Below are 20,254 nucleotides of genomic sequence, written 5' to 3'. Positions count from 1 at the left end.
ATGCGCGGCAGTACGGCGCGGGGCCTATTCCACCGTAACCGATTTCGCCAGATTGCGCGGCTGGTCCACATCCGTCCCCTTGGCGACCGCCGTGTGATAGGCTAGGAGCTGCGCGGGAATGGCGTAGAGAAGCGGGGTCAGGACCGGGTCGACCTCGGGCATGACCAAGAGATGCCAGGTGCCTTCGTCAGCGACGGCGGCCCCGGCGCGGTCGGTGATCAGCATGACCTTGCCGCCGCGCGCCATGACCTCCTGCATGTTGGAGACGGTCTTGTCGAACAGGGCATCGCGCGGCGCCATGATGACCACCGGCATTTTCTTGTCGATCAGGGCAATGGGGCCGTGCTTGAGTTCGCCAGATGCATAAGCTTCGGCGTGTATGTAGCTGATTTCCTTCAACTTCAACGCGCCTTCAAGTGCCATCGGGAACATCAGCCCGCGACCGAGGAAAAGCGCGTGGTCATGTTCGGACAAATGCCGCGCGGCCTGTTGCAGAGCCTCGTCCATCTCGAGCGCCTGGCTGATCGCGGCGGGCAGGCCGCGCAGATGCGACAGGAGGTCGGCGACCGCCTCTTCGTCCATGGTGCCGCGCACCTGTGCCGCCTTGATCGCCAGGAGAAGCAGAACCGTCAACTGGCAGGTGAAGCCCTTGGTCGAGGCGACGCCGATTTCGGGACCGGCGAGGATCGGCAGCGCGAGGTCGCTTTCGCGGGCGATGGAGCTTTCATCGACATTGACCACCGAAAGGATCGTGTCGGCCTTGTCACGGCAATAGCGCAGCGCCGCCAGCGTATCGGCGGTTTCGCCCGACTGGCTGACGAAGAGCGCGGCGGTGCCGGGGGTGATGGGCGGTTCGCGATAGCGGAATTCCGAGGCGATATCGACATCGACCGGCAGGCCCGCGAGCTGCTCGAACCAGTATTTCGCGGTGAGGCAGGCGTAATAGGCGGTGCCGCAGGCAACCATCGTGAGGCGTTCGATCCGGTTGAAATCCAGCGTCGTGCCGGGCAGGACCACGTCGCGCCCGTCCGCGGAAAGGTAGTGACCAAGCGCATCGCCGATCACGGCGGGCTGCTCTGCGACCTCCTTGGCCATGAAATGCTTGTGTCCGGCCTTGTCGATGCGGGCATTGCTGAGGCGGATGGTCTTGACGGGGCGTTCGACAACCGCGCCGTCGGCATCGGTGATCGTGAGGCTGTCGCGCGTCACGACGGCGATGTCGCCTTCCTCGAGATAGGTGACGCGGTCGGTCATCGGGGCGAGAGCGATGGCGTCGGAGCCGACGAACATCTCGCCCGCGCCATGACCGACGGCCAGCGGGCTGCCCTTGCGGGCGGCGATCATCAGATCGGGTTCGCCGTCGAAGAGGAACAGCAGCGCGTAGGCGCCTTCGAGCCGTTCGAGGGTGCGGCGCGCGGCGTCCACTGGCGAAAGGCCCTGTTCGAGGTGATAACGGGTCAGCAGCGCGACGGTTTCGGTATCGGTGTCGGTCTCGTGGGCGATGCCCTTTGCAGCAAGATCGGCGCGCAGTTCGCGGTAATTCTCGATGATGCCGTTATGCACGACGGCCACGGGACCGGCGCGATGCGGGTGGGTGTTGGACAGAGTCGGCGCACCGTGGGTGGCCCAGCGGGTGTGGCCGATCCCGGCCTTGCCCGCCAGCGGCTCGTGCACGAGAAGGTCCGAGAGGTTCACGAGCTTGCCGACGGCGCGGCGGCGGTCCAGCCGGCCATCGTTCAGCGTGGCGATTCCGGCACTGTCATAGCCGCGATATTCCAGCCGCCTGAGCGCCTCGACCAAGGTGGGGGCGACTTCGTGAAGCCCGAGGATACCTACAATTCCGCACATTACGTTGACCCTTTGTCGCGTTTTGCTTTGGTGGCCTTTAGAATTTCGAACAATTTCCGCGCGAAGCCGGGTTTGACGACCTGTTTGCCACGGGCGATCGCCAGCGCGCCTGCGGGCACGTCGCGGGTGATGACCGAGCCTGAGCCGGTCATCGCATCGTCGCCGATGGTTACGGGCGCGATCAGCATGGTATTCGAACCGACAAAGACATTCTGTCCGATCTCGGTATGGTGTTTCATCACGCCGTCATAGTTGCAGGTGATGGTGCCGGCCCCGATATTGGTGCCGCTGCCCAGGTGGGCATCGCCGATATAGCTGAGATGGTTGACCTTGGCGCCCTCGTCGATGACGGCGTTCTTGATTTCGACGAAATTGCCGATGCGGGTGTCTTCGGCCAGTTCAGCGCCGGGGCGTAGCCGGGCATAGGGGCCGACAATCGCGCCGCGCGAGACATGGCAGCCCTCGAGATGCGAAAAGGCCCGGATACGGGCGCCGGATTCGACGGTGACGCCGGGACCGAAGATGACGTTCTGTTCGATCAGCGTATCGCGCCCGATCACGGTGTCATGGGCGAAATGCACGGTCTCGGGGGCGATGAGCGTGACGCCATCCTCAAGCGCGGCGGCGCGGGCGCGGGCCTGAAAGGCGGCTTCGGCGGCGGCCAGTTCGGCGCGCGAATTGACGCCGAGTGTTTCGGACTCGTCGCAGGCAATAGCGGTGGCCGAGAGGCCACGGGCGCGGGCCAGCGCGACGACGTCGGTGAGATAGTATTCGCCGCTGGCGTTGTCGTTGCCGACCTCGCCGATGAGGTCGAACAGCAGGCGCGCAGGGGCGGCGATGACCCCGGAATTGCAGAAGGTGATGGCGCGTTCGGATTCGGTTGCGTCCTTGAATTCCACAATGGCATCAAGGGTTTCTCCGCTCATCTTCAAGCGACCATAGCGGCCCGGTTCCGCCGCCTCGAAGCCAAGCACCACAAGGTCATGATGGGCGCGTGCGGCGGCCATGCGTTCAAGCGTTTCGGGGCTGATGAAGGGGGTGTCGCCATAGAGAACGAAGGCGTCGCCGTCGAAATCCGCGAGCAGGGGCGCAGCTTGGGCGACGGCATGGGCGGTGCCGTTCTGTTCGGATTGCAGGGCGACCGAGACGGTGTCGTCATGGGCGCGCGCGGCGGCTTCGACCGCTTCGGCGCCATGCCCGGCGACCACCACGATCCGCTCCGGTTCCAGCGCCGCGCCAGCCTTCATAGCATGCACCAGCAGGGGCGCACCCGCGACCTCGTGCAACACCTTGGGCAGGTCCGAGTTCATGCGTGTTCCCTGGCCGGCGGCAAGGAGGATCAGGGCTGTGCTCATGCGGTTTCTCTTTGTATTCCAGTCGCGTCCGTTTTATCGGGTTGCCCGTGCTGTGCAAGGTCGCAGCGCATCAAAGAAGATTGCGGTTTGTGTCAGCCATGCGCGGAATGATGCGCATGGACGGCGAGAAAGGGGTCTGGCGTGCGCACGGTTGTATTCGATCTGGACGGGACATTGGCCGATACCAGCGCCGATCTCATTGCTGCGGCCAATGCCTGCTTCAGGGCGATGGGGGCGGGCGACATGCTGGACCCAGTGGGCGATGCGGGCACGGCGTTCCGGGGCGGACGGGCGATGCTCAAGCTGGGGTTCGCGCGGATGGGGCTGGCCGAGGACGAGGCCGAGATCGAGCGGCAATATCCGCTGTTGCTGCGAGCCTATGAGGATGCCATCGACACGCATACAACGCTTTATCCCGGTGCGCTCGACGCGGTCGAGGCGCTGCGTGGCGCGGGCTACAAGGTGGCGATCTGCACCAACAAACCCGAGGGGCTGGCGCGGTTGCTGATGACGCGACTGGGGGCGCTGGATGCCTTTGGCGCGCTGATCGGGGCGGATACGCTGCCTGTGCGCAAGCCTGATCCCGAGACCCTGCGCGAGGCCGTGCGCCGGGCCGGGGGCGATCCGGCGCGCTGCCTGTTGGTGGGCGATACGGTTACCGACCGCGAAACGTCGCGCGCGGCGGGGGTGCCTTCGGTGCTGGTGACGTTCGGGCCCGATGGCGAGGGGGTGGCGGCTCTGTCGCCCGAGGCATTGCTTGGCGATTACGGCGAGCTTGCCGGGGTGGTGCGCCGGTTGATCGGCTGAGGCGGCGCGGCGTTTTTCGGGCTGAGCGGATCGTTTCGGGCTGAGCGGATCGGGTTTGCGGTTTTTGCGAAAGAAGCCGTGCGGGGGCGCAATCCCATTGACCGGCTGGCCGAAGCGGCCCAGAAAGAACGCCATGACGGAGATATTCAAAGGCAGTTTCACCCAGCAGGAGCCGATCCCCGAAGAGGGGATCGCGGCGGCGCTCGACGTGATGCGAAGCGGGCGCTTGCACCGCTATAATCTTGGCCCCGACGAGGTTGGCGAGACGGCGTTGCTGGAGCGGGAATTCGCGGCCTATACGGGTGCGCGCTATGCGCTGGCGGTGGCCTCGGGGGGCTATGCGCTGGCCTGTGCGCTGCGCGCCGTCGGGGTGCGGGCGGGCGATCGCGTGCTGACCAATGCCTTTACGCTGGCGCCGGTGCCCGGTGCGATCGCGAGCGTGGGCGCGGTGCCGGTTTTCGTCGGGGTGAACGAGGCGCTGACCATCGACCTAGACGATCTGGAGGCCAAGGCGGAGCACGCGAATGTGCTGATGCTGAGCCATATGCGCGGGCATCTGTGCGACATGGAGCGGCTGATGGCGATCTGCGACGCGGCGGGGATCACCGTGATCGAGGATTGCGCGCATACGATGGGCGCGGCCTGGAAGGGGCGGGCCTCGGGCAGGTGGGGCAAGGTCGGGTGCTATTCGACGCAGACCTACAAGCACATGAATTCGGGCGAGGGCGGTTTGCTGGTCACGGATGACGACGAAATCGCCGCGCGCGCCACGATCCTGTCGGGGTCCTACATGCTTTACGGGCGCAACGGGACGGTGCCGCCGGAGACGGTATTTGAGCGGGTGAAATACGAAACCCCCAATGTTTCCGGGCGGATGGATCATCTGCGCGCGGCCATTCTTCGCCCGCAGCTGGCGCGGCTGGATGCGCAATGCGCCGCCTGGAACGCGCGCTACCAGCGGGTCGAGGCGGGGTTGCGCGGCACGCCGGGGCTGCAGGTCGTGGAGCGGCCGGAGGCCGAAACCTATGTGGGTTCTTCGATCCAGTTCCTGCTGCTGGATTGGGAGGATGGCGCGATTGGCGAGGTGATCTCGCGCTGCCTCAAACGCGGTGTCGAGCTGAAGTGGTTCGGGGGCGCCGAGCCCGTGGGCTTTACCAGCCGCTATGACAGCTGGCGCTATGCGCCGCATGAGCGGATGCCGGCATCGGACAGGGTGCTGCGCAGCATTCTGGACATGCGCCTGCCGCTGACCTTCAGCCTTGAGGATTGCGATCTGATCGCCCGGATCATCCGGGCCGAGGTGGGCGCGGTCTGGCAGGGCGAAGGCGCCGCCTGAGCATTCAGCAAGGTTAAGAAACCGTAAAGGGCGGCGTGCGGCGAGGGCCGGGCGGCGCGGCTGTGCCGCTTGTAAACAAGGCAAATCCGCTGAAATCCGCCGATCTGTATCGCGCCGGTATCACGTCGGTATGGCGTCGGTATCCTGTCCGCAGAACCAACGCCCCGCACCGGTTGACTGAGCACGCGCAGCGCGCGTTCACGCGGGATTGACCGGTGCGAGAAGATGTGGCTATAAATGAACAAGTGTTCAATAAATGTCACCGACGGGAGGAGAGTCGCATGTTCAACGCGGTCATGCAGTTCGATCTGGGCGAAGATGTGAACGCCCTGCGCGAGATGGTTCACCGATGGGCGCAGGAGCGCGTGAAGCCGATGGCGGGCGAGATCGACACCTCGAATGTCTTTCCGGCCGCGCTGTGGAAGGAGATGGGCGACCTGGGCCTCCTGGGGATCACGGTGCCCGAGGAACATGGCGGCGCGGGGATGCCCTATATCGCCCATGTGATCGCCATCGAGGAGATCGCGCGGGCCTCGGCCAGTGTCTCGTTGAGCTATGGCGCGCATTCCAATCTCTGCGTCAACCAGATCAAGCTGAACGGCACGGAGGCGCAGAAGGCGAAATACCTGCCGGGGCTGATCAGCGGCGACAATGTGGGCGCGCTGGCCATGTCCGAGGCCGGTGCGGGCAGCGACGTGGTAAGCATGAAGCTGCGGGCCGAGAAGCGGAACGATCACTACAAGCTCAATGGCAACAAATACTGGATCACCAACGGCCCGGATGCCGATACGCTGGTGGTCTATGCCAAGACCGACCCGGAGGCGGGCGCCAAGGGGATCACCGCCTTCGTGATCGAGAAGAGCATGAAGGGATTCAGCACCAGCCCGCATTTCGACAAGCTGGGGATGCGCGGCAGCAACACGGCGGAGCTGATCTTCGACGATGTGGAAGTGCCCTTCGAGAATGTCCTTGGCGAAGAGGGCAAGGGCGTGCGGGTCCTGATGTCGGGCCTCGATTACGAGCGCGTGGTGCTGGCGGGGATCGGCACCGGGATCATGGCGGCCTGTCTTGACGAGATCATGCCCTACATGGCCGAGCGCAAGCAGTTCGGCCAGCCGATCGGGTCGTTCCAGCTGATGCAGGGCAAGATCGCGGATATGTACACGGCGATGAATTCGGCACGGGCCTATGTCTACGAGGTGGCCAAGGCGTGCGACCGGGGTGACGTGACGCGCCAGGATGCCGCTGCCTGCTGTCTTTATGCCAGCGAACAGGCCATGGTGCAGGCGCACCAGGCGGTGCAGGCGATGGGCGGCGCCGGGTTCCTGGCGGATGCGCCGGTGGCGCGGCTGTTCCGCGATGCCAAGCTGATGGAGATCGGTGCAGGCACGTCGGAAATCCGCCGGATGCTGGTGGGGCGCGAACTGATGGGTGCGATGGGGTGACACGGGCTGCGATCTTGTCGTTGCTGGCCGCTCTTGCCGCCGCGCCTGTGATCGCGCAGGAGGCGGAGGTGGATGGCGCGGCTGTCCGGGCCTGTTTCGAGGCGACGGGCGCGGGCGAAGGCGCGCCCGGTTGCGCGGGCGTGGCTGCCGATGCCTGCCAGGCGCGGCCCGGTGGCGAGACGACCATCGGGATCAGCGAATGCCTGATGGCGGAAACGCGGGTCTGGGAGGCGTTGATGGTCGAAGCGCTTGAGCGTCAGGCCGGGATGCTTGGCGCCGAGGGTGACGGCACGCTGGCAGGGCAACTGCACGAGACACAGCGTCATTGGAAAGCCTATCGGGATGCGGAGTGCGGCCTGCGCTATGGCATCTGGATCGGGGGCACGATCCGCAGCATCGTTGCGGTGGACTGCCAGTTGCAAAAGACCGCCGCGCGAGCAGTGGAACTGGAGCATCTTGGGGGGATGGAATGAGTATTCGTCCGCCCTTGTTGCGCCCGCTGCCCGAAACCTATGACGGGATGTGTGGCAGCTTTCGCTGGGATATTCCCGAGCGCCTGAACATGGCGGCGCAGGTCTGCGACGACTGGGCGGCGCGTGACCCCGAGCGGGTGGCGATCATCGACCTTACCGGCGCGCGGCGCGAGACCACCTATGGCGCGTTGCGGCGCATGGCGGACGGTCTGGCGCTGGACCTCGCGGCGCGGGGCGTGCAGCGCGGGGACCGGGTGGGCGTGCTGCGCAGTCAGGATGCCTGGTGCGCGGCGGCGCATGTCGCCATCTGGAAGCTGGGTGCGGTATCGATTCCGCTGTTCAAGCTGTTCCAGCGCGATGCGCTGGCCTCGCGCGTGGGCGATGCGGGGGCGCGGCTGGTGGTTACGGATCCCGGTGGTGTCGATCTGTTGGCGCCGCTTGAGGGGGTCGCGGCGCTGGTGCCCGAGGCGGGCGGTTTGCCCGAGGGGACGTTCGAGGCGGTCGAGACCGGGCCGGAGACCCCGGCGGTGTTGATCTATACCAGCGGCACGACGGGCAGCCCCAAGGGTGCGTTGCATGGGCATCGCATGTTGCTGGGCCATCTGCCGGGCGTCGAGATGAGCCATGATTTCCTGGGCCAGGAGGGCGATTGCCTGTGGACGCCGGCGGACTGGGCCTGGATCGGGGGCCTGTTCGACGTGATGATGCCGGGGCTGGCGCTGGGTGTGCCGGTGGTGGCGGCGCGGCTGGCGAAATTCACGCCCGATGAATGCCTGCGGGTGCTGCGCGAGGGCGCGGTGCGCAACGTGTTCTTTCCGCCCACGGCGCTCAGGATGCTGAAGGCCGCCGATTGCAGGCTTGAGGGGCTGCGCAGTGTCGCCAGCGGGGGCGAGCCCTTGGGCGCGGAGATGCTGGATTGGGGGCGGCGGGCCTTTGGCGTGACGATCAACGAGTTCTACGGCCAGACCGAATGCAACATGGTGGCCAGTTCCTGTGCGGCGCTGTTTGCGCCGCGCCCCGGTTGCATCGGCAAGCCTGCGCCGGGGTTCGAGATCGGCGTGATCGACGGGCAGGGGCAGGAGACCGAAGGCGAGGGCGATATCGCGATTCGCCGGGGCGCGGGCAGCATGATGCTGGAATACTGGAACCGGCCCGAGGAGACGGCCGCGAAGTTTCGCGGCGACTGGCTGGTGACCGGGGACCGGGGCATGTGGGATGGCGGGTTCCTGCGCTTTGCGGGGCGCGAGGATGACGTGATCACCAGCGCGGGCTATCGGATCGGTCCCGCCGAGATCGAGGACTGCCTGCTGACCCATCAGGCGGTGGCGACGGTGGGCGTGGTGGGCAAGCCCGACGCGCTGCGCACCGAGATCGTGAAAGCCTATGTGGTGCTCAAGGAGGGCCATGCGCCGGGCGCGGCGCTGTCGCGCGAATTGCAGGACTACGTCAAGGCGCGGCTGGCGAGCTATTCCTATCCGCGTGAGGTGGATTTCCTCGAGGCACTTCCGATGACGGTGACCGGCAAGGTGATCCGGCGCGAGCTGAGGGCGCGCGCTGCGGCAGAGGGGGCGGGGTCATGAGGTTCGGGGCGGACGAAACGAAAAGGGCCGGCGCGATGGCCGGCCCTCTGAAGCGATGTGTCGTTGAGCGATCAGAACTTCATCACGTAGGACATGCCGACGACCCAGGGGTCGATCTTGACCTTGCCGATCGGTGCGCCGCCGACGGTGGCGTCGGTTTCGATGTTGATCCAGCGGACATCGGCACGCAGGGCGGATTTTTCGCTGAGCGCGTAGTCGACACCGGCATGGAGCGCGAGGCCCCAGGAATCGTCGAGGCCGATCGGCACACCGGCAAGGACGCCCGTGCCCTTGTCATCCCAGAAGGTGGTGTAGTTGATGCCGATGCCGACGAAGGGCGTCAGGCTGGACTTGTTGGTGAAGTGGTACTGCACCGAGATCGTGGGCGGCAGGTGCTTGGTCTTGCCGACGGTGCCGACGCCTGCGAGCTTGATGTCATGCTCAAACGGCCATGCGGCCAGAACCTCGACACCGATGTTGTCGGCGAGGAAATATTCGAAGGTCAGGGTCGGGCGGACGTTGTCGCCGACCGAGATGCTGCCGGCGGCCGTGTTGCTGGAGCCGTCGGGCAGAACACCGGCGACACCGATGCCGAGGGTCATGCTGCCTTTTTCCTGAGCCAGCGCCGGAGCGGCGGCCCCGGCGAGGGCGGTTGCGAGCGTGAGTGCTGTGAGTGTTTTCATTGTCTTTCCATTCCTATCCGAATGGGCCGGACCATGCGCGTGGACCTCGTGGATCACCTTGATTTGGGTCAAGTTTATATGAAGGGCCGCAGGGGCGGCAAAAATGCAACATTCGGGCGCAACTCAGGCCGCGCCACGATAAACCGGGAGGCGGCGGCATGAAGCTGAACTCGAAGGCAATTCCGTCATCGGAGGCGTTCAAGACGAATCGCGAGGGCCATCTGGAGGCGATCGACATCGTGGCGCGCGCGGCGGCCGAGGCCGCCGAGGGCGGCGGCGAGGCGGCGCGCGAGCGGCACCTGTCAAGGGGCAAGATGCCGCCGCGCGAGAGGGTGGCGAATCTTCTGGATCCCGGCGCGCCGTTCCTCGAAATCGGCGCGACGGCGGCACATGGTCTTTACGATGGCGCCGCGCCCTGCGCGGGCGTGATCGCGGGGGTCGGCCGCGTGCAGGGGCAGGAATGCATGGTGGTCTGCAATGACGCCACGGTGAAGGGCGGCACCTATTACCCGATGACCGTCAAGAAACACCTGCGCGCTCAGGAGATCGCCGAGGAATGCAACCTGCCCTGCATCTACCTGGTCGACAGTGGCGGGGCGAACCTGCCCAACCAGGACGAGGTCTTTCCCGACCGGGACCATTTCGGGCGGATCTTCTACAACCAGGCGCGCATGTCTGCCAAGGGCATCCCGCAGATCGCGGTGGTCATGGGGTCCTGCACCGCCGGGGGCGCCTATGTGCCCGCTATGTCGGATGTCACCATCATCGTGCGCGACCAGGGCACGATCTTTCTGGCGGGGCCGCCGCTGGTCAAGGCGGCGACCGGCGAGGTCGTGACCGCCGAGGACCTTGGCGGGGGCGATGTGCATACGCGCCTGTCGGGCGTGGCTGATTACCTGGCTGAGGACGACGCACACGCGTTGGCGCTGGCGCGGCGTGCGGTCGGGCATCTCAACCGCAAGAAACCCGCCACGGTGGATTGGGCCAGCCCCGAGCCGCCCGCCTATGACCCCGAGGAACTGCTCGGTGTCGTGCCCGCCGATCTGCGCACGCCCTATGATATCCGCGAGGTGATCGCGCGGCTGGTGGACGGGTCGCGCTTTGACGAGTTCAAGGCGCGGTTCGGCGAGACGCTGGTCTGCGGTTTCGCCCATCTCGAGGGCTGCCCGGTGGGGATCGTCGCCAATAACGGCGTGCTCTTTTCGGAAGCCGCGCAGAAGGGCGCGCATTTCGTGGAACTGTGCAGTCAGCGTCGTATCCCGCTGATTTTCCTGCAGAACATCACCGGGTTCATGGTCGGTCGCCGTTACGAGAACGAAGGCATCGCGCGCCACGGCGCCAAGATGGTGACGGCGGTTGCCACCACCTCGGTGCCCAAGGTGACGATGGTCGTGGGCGGTTCGTTCGGGGCAGGGAATTACGGCATGGCGGGGCGGGCCTATCAGCCGCGCTTCATGTGGTCCTGGCCGAGCAGCCGGATCAGCGTCATGGGCGGCGAGCAGGCGGCCGGGGTTCTGGCCACGGTCCGGCGCGATGCGATCGAGCGCAAGGGCGGCAGCTGGTCGCCGGAGGAAGAGGCCGAGTTCAAGCGCCCCACGATCGAGATGTTCGAGCGCCAGTCGCACCCGCTTTATGCCTCGGCGCGGTTGTGGGACGATGGCATAGTGGATCCCCGCAAATCGCGCGAGGTGCTGGCGCTTTCGCTGAGCGCGGCGCTGTGTGCCCCGATCGAGGAGACCCGTTTTGGCCTGTTCCGCATGTAAGCGCGGCACGCCCGCGAGGGGCCTGTCATGACGGTTTCGCTGAACACCCGCCTGTGCCGGCGCTTCGGGCTGACCGCGCCCATCGTCTCGGCGCCGATGGCGATGGCATCGGGCGGGCGGCTGGCGGCGGCGGTCAGCGGCGCGGGCGGCCTCGGGTTCATCGGGGGTGGCTATGGCGCGGACGCCGAATGGGTCGATGCGCAATTCGCCGCCGCGGGTAATGTGGCGGTCGGTTGCGGGTTCATCACCTGGGCGCTTGCGGAGCGTGAGGCGCGCGCACCGGGGCTTTATGACTCGGTTCTGCAGCGCAAACCGGCGGCGATGTTCCTGTCTTTCGGCGATTTGTCCGGCTTTGCCGAAGCTGCGAAGGCGGCGGACGTGCCAGTCTTTGCTCAGGTGCAAAGCGTTGAGGGCGCGCGCGAAGCACTGGCGGCGGGCGCCGAGGTGATCGTTGCGCAGGGCAGCGAGGCGGGTGGCCACGGCGCGGCGCGCGGAACGATGACGCTGGTGCCCGAGGTGGTGGACCTGGTGGGCGAGCGCGCCATCGTGCTGGCGGCGGGCGGAATCGCTGACGGCCGCGGATTGGCGGCGGCCCTGATGCTGGGGGCCGAAGGCGTGGTCATGGGCACGCGGTTCTGGGCCAGCGAGGAGGCGTTGGTGGCCGAAGGGTTCCAGGCGGCGGCGCTGGCGGCGGACGGGGATGCGACCTTGCGCTCATCCCTGCCTGACATCGCGCGCGGGCTGGACTGGCCGCGCCCCTACACGATCCGCACGCTTGGCAATGAATGGACGGATCACTGGCGCGATGTGCCGGGCGGGCCACGCGACGCTGAGGCGCGCGCAGCCTATGGCAAGGCCGTCGCCGCGGGTGACGCGCAGGGCGCGCCCGCCATTGCGGGCGAGGCGGTGGGGCTGATCCGCCGGGTCGAGCCTGCCGCGGATATCGTCGCGCGCGTGATGCGCGAGGCGCAGGAGGCACTTGGGCGATGATGAGGGCGGTGACATATCCCCCGGCGTTGCACGGGGCCGCGCGGGCGGATGCCTCCGGCGGGAGTATTTTGGGCACGATGAATGCGGCGCGTCGGGCGCCGAGGGGAGTAGGCTGATGTTCGAGACGATCCTGATCGCCAACCGGGGCGAGATCGCCTGTCGCGTCATAGAGACCGCGCGCAGGATGGGAGTGCGCAGTGTGGCGGTCTATTCGGATGCCGACCGTGCGGCGCGCCATGTGGCGATGGCGGACCGGGCGGTGCATATCGGCGGCCCCGCCCCGTCGCAGAGCTACCTGCGTGGTGATGCGATCATCGCGGCGGCGCTGGAGACCGGCGCGCAGGCGATCCATCCGGGTTATGGTTTCCTGTCGGAGAACCCCGATTTCGTCGAGGCGGTCGAGGCGGCGGGGCTGGTGTTCATCGGCCCCTCGGCCGAGGCGATCCGGGCGATGGGGCTGAAGGATGCGGCCAAGGCGCTGATGGAGGACGCGGGTGTGCCCGTGGTGCCGGGCTATCACGGTGAGAACCAGGACCCCGAGCACCTGGCGGGCGCGGCGGATACGATCGGATATCCGGTGTTGATCAAGGCGGTCGCCGGGGGCGGCGGCAAGGGGATGCGGCTGGTGGAGCGGGCGGCCGATTTCGCCGATGCGCTGGAGAGCGCGAAGGGCGAGGCCGAGACCGCCTTTGGCAATGCGGCGGTATTGATCGAGAAATACATCCAGAAGCCGCGCCATATTGAAGTGCAGGTTTTCGGGGACGGCACGGATGCGGTGCATTTATACGAGCGCGACTGCTCGCTTCAGCGGCGCCATCAGAAGGTGATCGAGGAGGCGCCGGCGCCGGGCATGACCGAAGAGATGCGCGCGGCCATGGGGCAGGCGGCGGTGCGCGCGGCGCGCGCAATCGGCTATTCCGGGGCGGGCACGGTGGAGTTCATCGTCGATGGCAGCCATGGCCTGCGCCCCGACGGGTTCTGGTTCATGGAGATGAACACGCGCCTGCAGGTCGAGCATCCGGTGACCGAGGCGATCACCGGGGTCGACCTAGTGGAATGGCAGCTGCGCGTGGCCAGCGGCGAGGGTTTGCCCAAGGCACAGGATGAGCTGGCGATCAGTGGCCATGCCTTCGAGGCGCGTCTTTATGCCGAGGATGTGCCGAGGGGGTTCCTGCCTGCGACCGGGCGTCTGGCGCATCTGCGATTCCCCGAAGGCGCGCGCGCTGATACCGGTGTGCGGGCGGGCGACGAGATTTCGCCGCATTACGATCCGATGATCGCCAAGATCATCACCCACGGGGCGACGCGGGCGGGAGCGCTGAGGCGCCTGTCGGCGGCGTTGCGCGATTGCGAGGTGGCGGGGACCGTCACCAACCTTGCGTTCCTGGGCGCGCTGGCGGGGCATCGGGGTTTTGCGGCCGGAGAAGTGGACACCGGGCTGATTGCGCGCGACATCGACACGCTGGCGGCCGCGCCCGAGGTGCGGCCGCGCGATGTGGCGCTGGCGGCGCTGGCGGCGCTTGGCTTGCTGGAGGCCGAGGGCGGCGAGGTCGGCTTCACCCTTTGGGCGCCGCTGGAGCGGCGGGTGCTTCTGTCGCGCGAGGGCGAGGAGATCGCGGTGGCGCTGCGCAGCCTGTCGGCGCGGGCGCATGACGTCATCGTCGACGGGCAAGTCATTGCCGCGCGCAAGGTCGGGGGGCGCTGGCAACTGGATGGCGAGGCGGCGCCGCAGGTCGCGGTGAATGCCGCGCTGGTCACGGTTTTCGCCAATTACGGGCTGGGATTCGAGATTGTCGATCCGCTGGACAAGGCGGCGGTGAAGGGCGGCGATCAGGACGTGATCGAGGCGCCGATGCCGGGTCTCGTCAAGGTAATGCTGGCGAAGCCGGGGCAGGCGGTGGCCGAGGGCGACCGGCTGGCGGTGCTGGAGGCGATGAAGATGGAACATGCCTTGCTGGCGGCGCGCGACGGCGTGGTGGCCGAGGTGCTGGCCGAGACCGGGGCGCAGGTCGAGGCGGGCGCGGCGCTCGTGAGGCTGGCGGCGAAGGACGAGGGGGAAGAGGCATGATCACGCTGCATCACGTCGGCCAGAGCCGCTCGATGCGGGTGTTGTGGCTGCTGCATGAACTGGGGGTCGCGTTCCAGGTCGTGGAACATGCGTTCGACAGGTCGCTGCGCGAGCCTGCGTTCCTGTCGCTCTCGCCCGCGGGGCGGGTGCCGGCGCTGGAGATCGAGGGCGAGCGGATGTTCGAATCGGGCGCGATGGTCGAATACCTGTGCGAGCGGTTTCCTGATCCGGGCCTCGGCCGGATGCCGGGGGATATGGACCGCATGGCGTGGCTGGTCTGGGTGCATTTCGCCGAGACGCTGAGCCAGCATGTGGCGGCGCTGACGCAGCAGCATGTAATGCTATACGAGGATCACATGCGCAGCCCCATCGTAATGAAGCTGGAAGCGGCGCGGATCCGCAAATGTTACGAGGCGATCGAGGCGCGGCTGTCGACACCGGTCGAGAACCGCGACCACCTGCTGACCAGCGGCTTTTCGGCCTGTGACATCTGCGTCGGGCAGGCGGTTTACATGGCGCGCCATTTCGCGCGGCTTGACGACTTCCCCGAAACGGAAAAATGGTATGAACGGATCACCGCGCGCGAAGGGTTCAGGGCGGCCAGCCCCGGCCCCGAAGGCGGACGGATCTATCAAAGGGATTTCTACGCACCCTGGGAGGCATGAGGCATTCCGCCAGGCGGTGTTTCAAGGAGAGAAGAGATGGCCGAGAAGGTCGAGATTTTCGAGGTCGGCCCGCGCGACGGGCTGCAGAACGAAAAGAGGCGCATTCCGACGGCGCAGAAGATCGCGCTGGTGGACTGCCTGAGCGGTGCCGGGTTCACGCGTATCGAGATGGCCAGTTTCGTCAGCCCCAAATGGGTGCCTCAGATGGCGGATTCGGGCGAGGTGCTGCGCCGCATCCGGCGCGCGCCGGGGGTGAGCTATGCCGCGCTGACGCCGAATCTGCGTGGCTTCGAGGATGCGATGGAGGCGGGAGCCGATGAGGTGGCGATCTTCGGATCGGCATCGGAGGGGTTCTCGAAGGCCAATATCAACGCCAGCATCGAGGAGAGCCTTGCACGGTTCGCCCCGGTGATGGAGGCGGCCAATGCCGAGGGCGTGCGGGTGCGCGGCTATATCTCGTGCGTGGTGGAATGCCCCTATGACGGGCCGGTCGCGCCCGAGCAGGTAGCGCAGGTGGCGGCGCGGCTGTGGTCGATGGGTTGCTACGAGATCAGCCTTGGCGACACGATCGGTCGGGCCACGCCCGAGGCGGTCGACGCGATGCTGGCGGCGGTCTGCGAGGAGCTGCCCGCCAACAGGCTGGCAGGGCATTTCCACGATACCGGAGGTCGGGCGCTGGACAATATCGAGGCGGCGCTGGCGCGCGGCCTGCGGGTGTTCGATGCGGCGGTCGGCGGGCTTGGCGGCTGCCCCTATGCGCCGGGGGCCGCGGGCAATGTGGCCAGCGAAGCTGTGCACGACCGGCTGACGGCGCTCGGATACGAGACCGGGCTGGACCGTGCGGTGCTGGACAAGGCCGCCGCGATGGTGCGCGAGATGCGCGCCGAATGATGCAAGGGACGGGTCGGGCAGACCCAGGGAGAGACAGCATGTTCGAGACGATCACGATCGAGCGCGACGGGCGCGGGGTGGCGACGCTCTGGCTGGACCGGGCGGAGAAGCACAATGCGATGTCGGCGCAGATGATTGCCGAGCTGACGCAGGCGGCGGGCGAGTTGGGCGCCGATGCCTCTGTGCGCGCCGTGGTTCTGGCGGCGAAGGGCAAGACATTCTGCGCCGGGGGCGATCTGGGCTGGATGCGCGATCAGTTCGATGCCGATCCCGAGACCCGCGCCAAGGAGGCGCGCAAGCTGGCGCAGATGCTGCAGGCGCTCAACACCTTGCCCAAACCCCTGATCGGCAGGATTCAGGGCAATGCGTTCGGGGGCGGTGTCGGGATGGCGAGCGTCTGCGACGTGGCCATCGGGGCGGATCATGTGCTGATGGCGCTGACCGAGACCCGGCTTGGCCTGATCCCGGCGACCATCGGGCCTTATGTCTGTGCGCGCATGGGCGAGGGCAGGGCGCGCCGGGTGTTCATGTCTGGGCGGCGGTTCGGTGCGGAGGAGGCGGTGACGTTGGATCTGCTGGCGCGGGCGGTGCCCGAGGCGGAGCTGGATACGGCGGTCGAGGCGGAAGTCGAACCCTACCTGTCCTGCGCGCCGGAGGCCGTGGCGCGGGCCAAGGCGCTGTTGCGCGGTTTCGGACCACGCATCGACCAGGGCGTGATCGATCACAGCGTCGGCGAATTGATCGCCTGTTGGGAGGGCGAGGAGGCGCGCGAGGGGATCGGCGCGTTTTTCGACAAGCGAAAGGCGCCCTGGGCGGGCTGACAGATTCGCGACCGGCGGGGGATGACGGGCGCGACATGCGCCCTAGATTCGAGGTCGTAACAGGGTTGCGGCGGGCCTTGCAGGAGCCCCGGATGATGCCCGGCATGGTACGGAATGCAGGGCTTTCTGCGCATCTGTATACGCCTGTATGCCGCTGACGGCCTTCTTCGGGTGCAGGTATTGGAATATGTTCGCGCTTGGTTGACCCCGACATGGGGCGGCGGTAAACCCTGCGATAGTCAGTGCAGCCATTTGAATGCGCCCCGGATGCGCATGAAAGGAGCCACCCCGTGGATGAGATGCTGAGGGAATATCTTCCCATACTGGTCCTTATGGCCATTGCCATCGGTCTTGGTCTTGTTCTCATTCTGGCGGCGGTGGTCGCGGCGGTCCGCCACCCCGACCCCGAGAAGCTGAGTGCCTATGAATGCGGCTTCAACGCGTTCGACGATGCGCGGATGAAATTCGATGTCCGGTTTTATCTTGTCTCGATCCTGTTCATCATCTTCGACCTGGAGATCGCCATGCTGTTTCCGTGGGCGGTGGCGTTCAAGGATATTTCGATGACGGGTTTCTGGTCGATGATGGTGTTCCTTGCCGTGCTGACGGCGGGGTTCGCCTATGAATGGAAGAAAGGGGCGATGGAATGGGAGTAGCCACCGGAGCCAATACCGCGGGGCCCGACCGCGAGGTCGCCACGCAGGACCTGAACCGCGAGCTGCAGGACAAGGGTTTTCTTGTCACCTCGACCGAGGACATCATCAACTGGGCGCGCACCGGCAGCCTGCACTGGATGACCTTCGGCCTCGCGTGCTGCGCCGTCGAGATGATGCATTCCTCGATGCCGCGCTATGACCTGGAGCGGTTCGGCACCGCGCCGCGCGCCAGCCCGCGCCAGTCGGACCTGATGATCGTGGCGGGTACGCTGACCAACAAGATGGCGCCGGCGCTGCGCAAGGTTTACGACCAGATGCCCGAGCCGCGTTATGTGATCTCGATGGGGTCCTGCGCCAATGGCGGGGGCTATTACCATTACAGCTATTCCGTGGTGCGCGGCTGTGACCGGATCGTGCCGGTGGATATCTATGTTCCGGGCTGCCCGCCGACAGCGGAGGCGCTGGTCTATGGGATCATGCAGTTGCAGCGCAAGATTCGCAGGACCGGGACCATCGTGCGCTGAGGCGGCGCATCACTGACAGGCGCGCAAGCGGCTGCGCGCGAAAGGACGAAGACGATGAGCAACGCGCTGAATGAACTGGGCGCCCATATCGAGGCGAAACGCCCCGACTGCGTGCTTGAATGGGCTGTCACCCATGATGAGCTGAATGTGGATGTGGCGCTGGCCAGCATCGTCGGTCTGGTGGAGTTTCTCAAGACCGACCGGACCTGTCAGTTCACGACGCTGGTGGACATCACCGCCGTCGATTACCCCGAGCGGGCCAAGCGGTTCGACGTGGTCTATCATTTCCTGAGCATGTACCAGAACCAGCGTATCCGCCTTCGGGTGGCGGTGCGCGAAGAGGACATGGTGCCGTCGATCACCGATCTGCATGCCTCGGCCAACTGGTTCGAGCGCGAGGTGTTCGACATGTTCGGCATCCTGTTCTCGGGTCATCCCGACCTGCGCCGCATCCTGACGGATTACGGGTTCCGCGGGCATCCGCTGCGCAAGGATTTCCCGACCACGGGTTATACCGAGGTGCGGTATGACGAGGTGCAGAAACGCGTCGTCTATGAGCCGGTGAACCTGGTGCAGGAATACCGTCAGTTCGACTTCATGTCGCCCTGGGAGGGTGCGGAATACATCCTGCCCGGCGACGAGAAGAAAGAGGAGGCCAAGTGATGGGTGGCGGCGGAATGATCTTCTTCCTTGTCATGGCTGTTCTGGTCGTGATTCCCTTCTGGCGCTTGCTGCCGCAATTCGGCATCCCGAGCTGGGTCGCGCTGGTTTCGATCATCCCGCTCGGAGCGCTGGTGCTTCTGTGGGTCATGGCGTTTCGTGACAAGTTCGGCGGAGGGCACGCATGATGGATGGCTCCAAATTTGAAGACGCCCTGACGGGCGAGCAGAAGATCCGAAATTTCAACCTGAATTTCGGCCCCCAGCACCCGGCGGCGCATGGGGTGTTGCGGCTGGTGCTGGAGCTGGACGGCGAGATCGTCGAGCGTTGCGATCCGCATATCGGCCTGTTGCATCGCGGCACCGAGAAGCTGATGGAAAGCCGCACCTACCTTCAGAACCTGCCCTATTTCGACCGGCTGGATTACGTGGCGCCGATGAACCAGGAACATGCCTGGTGCCTGGCCATCGAAAAGCTGACCGGGGTCGAGGTGCCGCGCCGCGCCAGCCTGATCCGGGTCCTGTTTTCCGAGATCGGCCGCATCCTGAACCATCTGCTGAACGTCACCACGCAGGCGATGGACGTGGGCGCGCTGACGCCGCCGCTTTGGGGGTTCGAGGAGCGCGAGAACCTGATGGAGTTCTACGAGCGTGCCTGCGGGGCGCGCCTGCACGCGGCGTATTTCCGCCCCGGCGGTGTCCATCAGGATCTGCCCGACGCGCTGATCGACGATATCGAGGCCTGGGCGCATGCCTTTCCGAAGAAACTCGACGATATCGACGGGCTTCTGACCGAGAACCGGATCTTCAAGCAGCGCAACGCCGATATCGGCATCGTCACCGAGGAAGACATCCAGAACTGGGGCTTTTCGGGCGTCATGGTGCGCGGGTCGGGCCTGGCATGGGATCTGCGCCGCGCGCAGCCCTATGAATGCTACGACGAGTTCGATTTCCAGATCCCGGTGGGCAAGCATGGCGATTGCTATGACCGCTACCTCGTGCGCATGGGAGAGATGCGCCAGTCGTTGAGCATCATCCTGCAATGCGTCGAGAAGCTGCGCGCGCCCGAAGGGCAGGGCGATATCCTTGCGCGCGGCAAGGTCACGCCGCCCAAGCGCGGCGAGATGAAGACCTCGATGGAGGCGCTGATCCACCACTTCAAGCTCTATACCGAAGGCTTCCGCGTGCCCGAGGGCGAAGTTTACTGCGCCGTCGAGGCACCCAAAGGGGAATTCGGTGTCTACCTTGTGGCGGATGGCACCAACCGGCCTTACCGCGCCAAGCTGCGCGCGCCGGGTTTCCTGCATTTGCAGGCGATGGACCATGTGGCCGGGGGTCACCAGCTGGCCGATGTGGCGGCGATCATCGGGACGATGGATGTTGTGTTCGGGGAGATCGACAGGTGATGAAACGGATGATGGCAGCGGCGTCGGCCGGTCTCGTGCTGACGCTCGGAGCGTGTATCGCGCCGCCCGAGGGCGTGAACCCCGAGGACGTTCAGGAATACAAGCTGGCCGCGGCCTCGATCGGCTGCGAGATGGCGACCGAGGCCGATTTTCAGCCGGTGGAACTGCAGGCGGGGCTGACCCGCGAACAGTCCACCGGAATCACGTCCTATCTGCTGTCCAAGGGCGAGGCTGAGCGCCTGCCCGGCGGCGGGGTGAAACTGACGACAGGAGCCTGTTCCTAA

General features: G+C 66.1%; 20 protein-coding genes. 17 read left to right on the top strand and 3 right to left on the bottom strand.

What is annotated here, in order from left to right:
- Positions 1 to 24 precede the first annotated feature (24 nt).
- The gene (glmS, locus tag ROH8110_RS11540) at positions 25 to 1,848 is read right to left on the bottom strand and encodes a glutamine--fructose-6-phosphate transaminase (isomerizing) (RefSeq protein ID WP_085817956.1); all 1,824 of its coding nucleotides are present in this window, start codon (positions 1,846 to 1,848) and stop codon (positions 25 to 27) included.
- Positions 1,848 to 3,203, bottom strand: coding sequence for a bifunctional UDP-N-acetylglucosamine diphosphorylase/glucosamine-1-phosphate N-acetyltransferase GlmU (gene glmU, locus ROH8110_RS11535; RefSeq protein WP_085817955.1), 1,356 nt, complete (start codon positions 3,201 to 3,203; stop codon positions 1,848 to 1,850). The genes glmS and glmU overlap by 1 nt, the downstream gene beginning before the upstream one ends.
- Positions 3,204 to 3,344: 141 nt before the next feature.
- Between glmU and ROH8110_RS11530 the strand changes: the two genes are divergently transcribed.
- From ROH8110_RS11530 to ROH8110_RS11510, 5 genes are all read left to right on the top strand, one after another.
- On the top strand, positions 3,345 to 4,010 hold the full coding sequence (locus tag ROH8110_RS11530; RefSeq protein WP_085817954.1) for an HAD-IA family hydrolase: 666 nt from the start codon (positions 3,345 to 3,347) through the stop codon (positions 4,008 to 4,010).
- Positions 4,011 to 4,143: 133 nt separating this feature from the next.
- On the top strand, positions 4,144 to 5,346 hold the full coding sequence (locus tag ROH8110_RS11525) for a DegT/DnrJ/EryC1/StrS family aminotransferase (RefSeq protein ID WP_085817953.1): 1,203 nt from the start codon (positions 4,144 to 4,146) through the stop codon (positions 5,344 to 5,346).
- 281 nt (positions 5,347 to 5,627) lie between these two features.
- Positions 5,628 to 6,791, top strand: coding sequence for an isovaleryl-CoA dehydrogenase (locus tag ROH8110_RS11520; RefSeq protein ID WP_085817952.1), 1,164 nt, complete (start codon positions 5,628 to 5,630; stop codon positions 6,789 to 6,791).
- A complete protein-coding gene (locus ROH8110_RS11515; RefSeq protein WP_085817951.1) occupies positions 6,788 to 7,264 on the top strand; it encodes a lysozyme inhibitor LprI family protein in 477 nt (158 codons plus the stop codon). The genes ROH8110_RS11520 and ROH8110_RS11515 overlap by 4 nt, the downstream gene beginning before the upstream one ends.
- A complete protein-coding gene (locus ROH8110_RS11510; RefSeq protein WP_085817950.1) occupies positions 7,261 to 8,844 on the top strand; it encodes an AMP-binding protein in 1,584 nt (527 codons plus the stop codon). The genes ROH8110_RS11515 and ROH8110_RS11510 overlap by 4 nt, the downstream gene beginning before the upstream one ends.
- A gap of 71 nt (positions 8,845 to 8,915) precedes the next feature.
- On the opposite strand, the gene ROH8110_RS11505 is transcribed toward ROH8110_RS11510, so the two are convergent.
- Positions 8,916 to 9,527 carry an OmpW/AlkL family protein gene (locus ROH8110_RS11505; RefSeq protein WP_085817949.1) on the bottom strand — a complete coding sequence of 204 codons (612 nt, stop codon included), beginning with the start codon at positions 9,525 to 9,527 and terminating at the stop codon, positions 8,916 to 8,918.
- Between the two features lie 158 nt (positions 9,528 to 9,685).
- Here ROH8110_RS11505 and ROH8110_RS11500 point away from each other — a divergent pair, with 158 nt between their 5' ends.
- The 12 genes from ROH8110_RS11500 (at position 9,686) to ROH8110_RS11445 (ending at position 20,254) form a co-directional block, all read left to right on the top strand.
- Positions 9,686 to 11,290 (top strand): carboxyl transferase domain-containing protein, encoded by a 1,605-nt coding sequence (locus ROH8110_RS11500; protein ID WP_085817948.1) that lies wholly within the window; start codon positions 9,686 to 9,688, stop codon positions 11,288 to 11,290.
- Positions 11,291 to 11,317: 27 nt separating this feature from the next.
- A complete protein-coding gene (locus ROH8110_RS11495; RefSeq protein WP_085817947.1) occupies positions 11,318 to 12,280 on the top strand; it encodes an NAD(P)H-dependent flavin oxidoreductase in 963 nt (320 codons plus the stop codon).
- A 115-nt stretch (positions 12,281 to 12,395) separates the two neighbouring features.
- Entirely contained in the window at positions 12,396 to 14,348 is a 1,953-nt protein-coding gene (locus tag ROH8110_RS11490) for an acetyl/propionyl/methylcrotonyl-CoA carboxylase subunit alpha (RefSeq protein WP_085817946.1), read from the top strand.
- Positions 14,345 to 15,013: a glutathione S-transferase family protein gene (locus ROH8110_RS11485; protein ID WP_085817945.1), complete on the top strand. Its 669-nt coding sequence runs from the start codon at positions 14,345 to 14,347 to the stop codon at positions 15,011 to 15,013. Before ROH8110_RS11490 ends, ROH8110_RS11485 begins: the two co-directional genes overlap by 4 nt.
- A 36-nt stretch (positions 15,014 to 15,049) precedes the next feature.
- Positions 15,050 to 15,904, top strand: coding sequence for a hydroxymethylglutaryl-CoA lyase (locus ROH8110_RS11480; RefSeq protein WP_085817944.1), 855 nt, complete (start codon positions 15,050 to 15,052; stop codon positions 15,902 to 15,904).
- Between the two features lie 38 nt (positions 15,905 to 15,942).
- Complete coding sequence (locus ROH8110_RS11475) at positions 15,943 to 16,725, top strand: crotonase/enoyl-CoA hydratase family protein (RefSeq protein WP_085817943.1); 783 nt, start codon at positions 15,943 to 15,945, stop codon at positions 16,723 to 16,725.
- Positions 16,726 to 17,015: 290 nt separating this feature from the next.
- Positions 17,016 to 17,381, top strand: a complete 366-nt coding sequence (locus ROH8110_RS11470) for an NADH-quinone oxidoreductase subunit A (protein WP_085817942.1) — start codon at positions 17,016 to 17,018, stop codon at positions 17,379 to 17,381.
- Entirely contained in the window at positions 17,372 to 17,905 is a 534-nt protein-coding gene (locus ROH8110_RS11465) for a NuoB/complex I 20 kDa subunit family protein (protein ID WP_085817941.1), read from the top strand. The genes ROH8110_RS11470 and ROH8110_RS11465 overlap by 10 nt, the downstream gene beginning before the upstream one ends.
- 54 nt (positions 17,906 to 17,959) lie before the next feature.
- Positions 17,960 to 18,568, top strand: coding sequence for an NADH-quinone oxidoreductase subunit C (locus tag ROH8110_RS11460; protein WP_085817940.1), 609 nt, complete (start codon positions 17,960 to 17,962; stop codon positions 18,566 to 18,568).
- Positions 18,568 to 18,753: a hypothetical protein gene (locus ROH8110_RS11455; RefSeq protein WP_085818470.1), complete on the top strand. Its 186-nt coding sequence runs from the start codon at positions 18,568 to 18,570 to the stop codon at positions 18,751 to 18,753. Before ROH8110_RS11460 ends, ROH8110_RS11455 begins: the two co-directional genes overlap by 1 nt.
- A complete protein-coding gene (locus tag ROH8110_RS11450) occupies positions 18,753 to 19,970 on the top strand; it encodes an NADH-quinone oxidoreductase subunit D (protein WP_085817939.1) in 1,218 nt (405 codons plus the stop codon). Before ROH8110_RS11455 ends, ROH8110_RS11450 begins: the two co-directional genes overlap by 1 nt.
- Complete coding sequence (locus ROH8110_RS11445) at positions 19,970 to 20,254, top strand: hypothetical protein (protein ID WP_085817938.1); 285 nt, start codon at positions 19,970 to 19,972, stop codon at positions 20,252 to 20,254. Before ROH8110_RS11450 ends, ROH8110_RS11445 begins: the two co-directional genes overlap by 1 nt.

Source organism: Roseovarius halotolerans, assembly GCF_900172255.1.
Lineage (GTDB): Bacteria > Pseudomonadota > Alphaproteobacteria > Rhodobacterales > Rhodobacteraceae > Roseovarius > Roseovarius halotolerans.
This window is presented reverse-complemented; position numbering and strand designations above follow the sequence as displayed.

Coding starts and splice junctions, on each gene's coding strand:
- ROH8110_RS11510 (WP_085817950.1), top strand. CDS start 7,261: ATGAGTATTCGTCCGCCCTTGTTGCGCCCGCTGCCCGAAACCTATGAC.
- ROH8110_RS11465 (WP_085817941.1), top strand. CDS start 17,372: ATGGGAGTAGCCACCGGAGCCAATACCGCGGGGCCCGACCGCGAGGTC.
- ROH8110_RS11455 (WP_085818470.1), top strand. CDS start 18,568: ATGGGTGGCGGCGGAATGATCTTCTTCCTTGTCATGGCTGTTCTGGTC.
- ROH8110_RS11520 (WP_085817952.1), top strand. CDS start 5,628: ATGTTCAACGCGGTCATGCAGTTCGATCTGGGCGAAGATGTGAACGCC.
- ROH8110_RS11500 (WP_085817948.1), top strand. CDS start 9,686: ATGAAGCTGAACTCGAAGGCAATTCCGTCATCGGAGGCGTTCAAGACG.
- ROH8110_RS11505 (WP_085817949.1), bottom strand. CDS start 9,527: ATGAAAACACTCACAGCACTCACGCTCGCAACCGCCCTCGCCGGGGCC.
- ROH8110_RS11460 (WP_085817940.1), top strand. CDS start 17,960: ATGAGCAACGCGCTGAATGAACTGGGCGCCCATATCGAGGCGAAACGC.
- glmU (WP_085817955.1), bottom strand. CDS start 3,203: ATGAGCACAGCCCTGATCCTCCTTGCCGCCGGCCAGGGAACACGCATG.
- ROH8110_RS11480 (WP_085817944.1), top strand. CDS start 15,050: ATGGCCGAGAAGGTCGAGATTTTCGAGGTCGGCCCGCGCGACGGGCTG.
- ROH8110_RS11490 (WP_085817946.1), top strand. CDS start 12,396: ATGTTCGAGACGATCCTGATCGCCAACCGGGGCGAGATCGCCTGTCGC.
- ROH8110_RS11525 (WP_085817953.1), top strand. CDS start 4,144: ATGACGGAGATATTCAAAGGCAGTTTCACCCAGCAGGAGCCGATCCCC.
- ROH8110_RS11475 (WP_085817943.1), top strand. CDS start 15,943: ATGTTCGAGACGATCACGATCGAGCGCGACGGGCGCGGGGTGGCGACG.
- glmS (WP_085817956.1), bottom strand. CDS start 1,848: ATGTGCGGAATTGTAGGTATCCTCGGGCTTCACGAAGTCGCCCCCACC.
- ROH8110_RS11495 (WP_085817947.1), top strand. CDS start 11,318: ATGACGGTTTCGCTGAACACCCGCCTGTGCCGGCGCTTCGGGCTGACC.
- ROH8110_RS11445 (WP_085817938.1), top strand. CDS start 19,970: ATGAAACGGATGATGGCAGCGGCGTCGGCCGGTCTCGTGCTGACGCTC.
- ROH8110_RS11485 (WP_085817945.1), top strand. CDS start 14,345: ATGATCACGCTGCATCACGTCGGCCAGAGCCGCTCGATGCGGGTGTTG.
- ROH8110_RS11450 (WP_085817939.1), top strand. CDS start 18,753: ATGGATGGCTCCAAATTTGAAGACGCCCTGACGGGCGAGCAGAAGATC.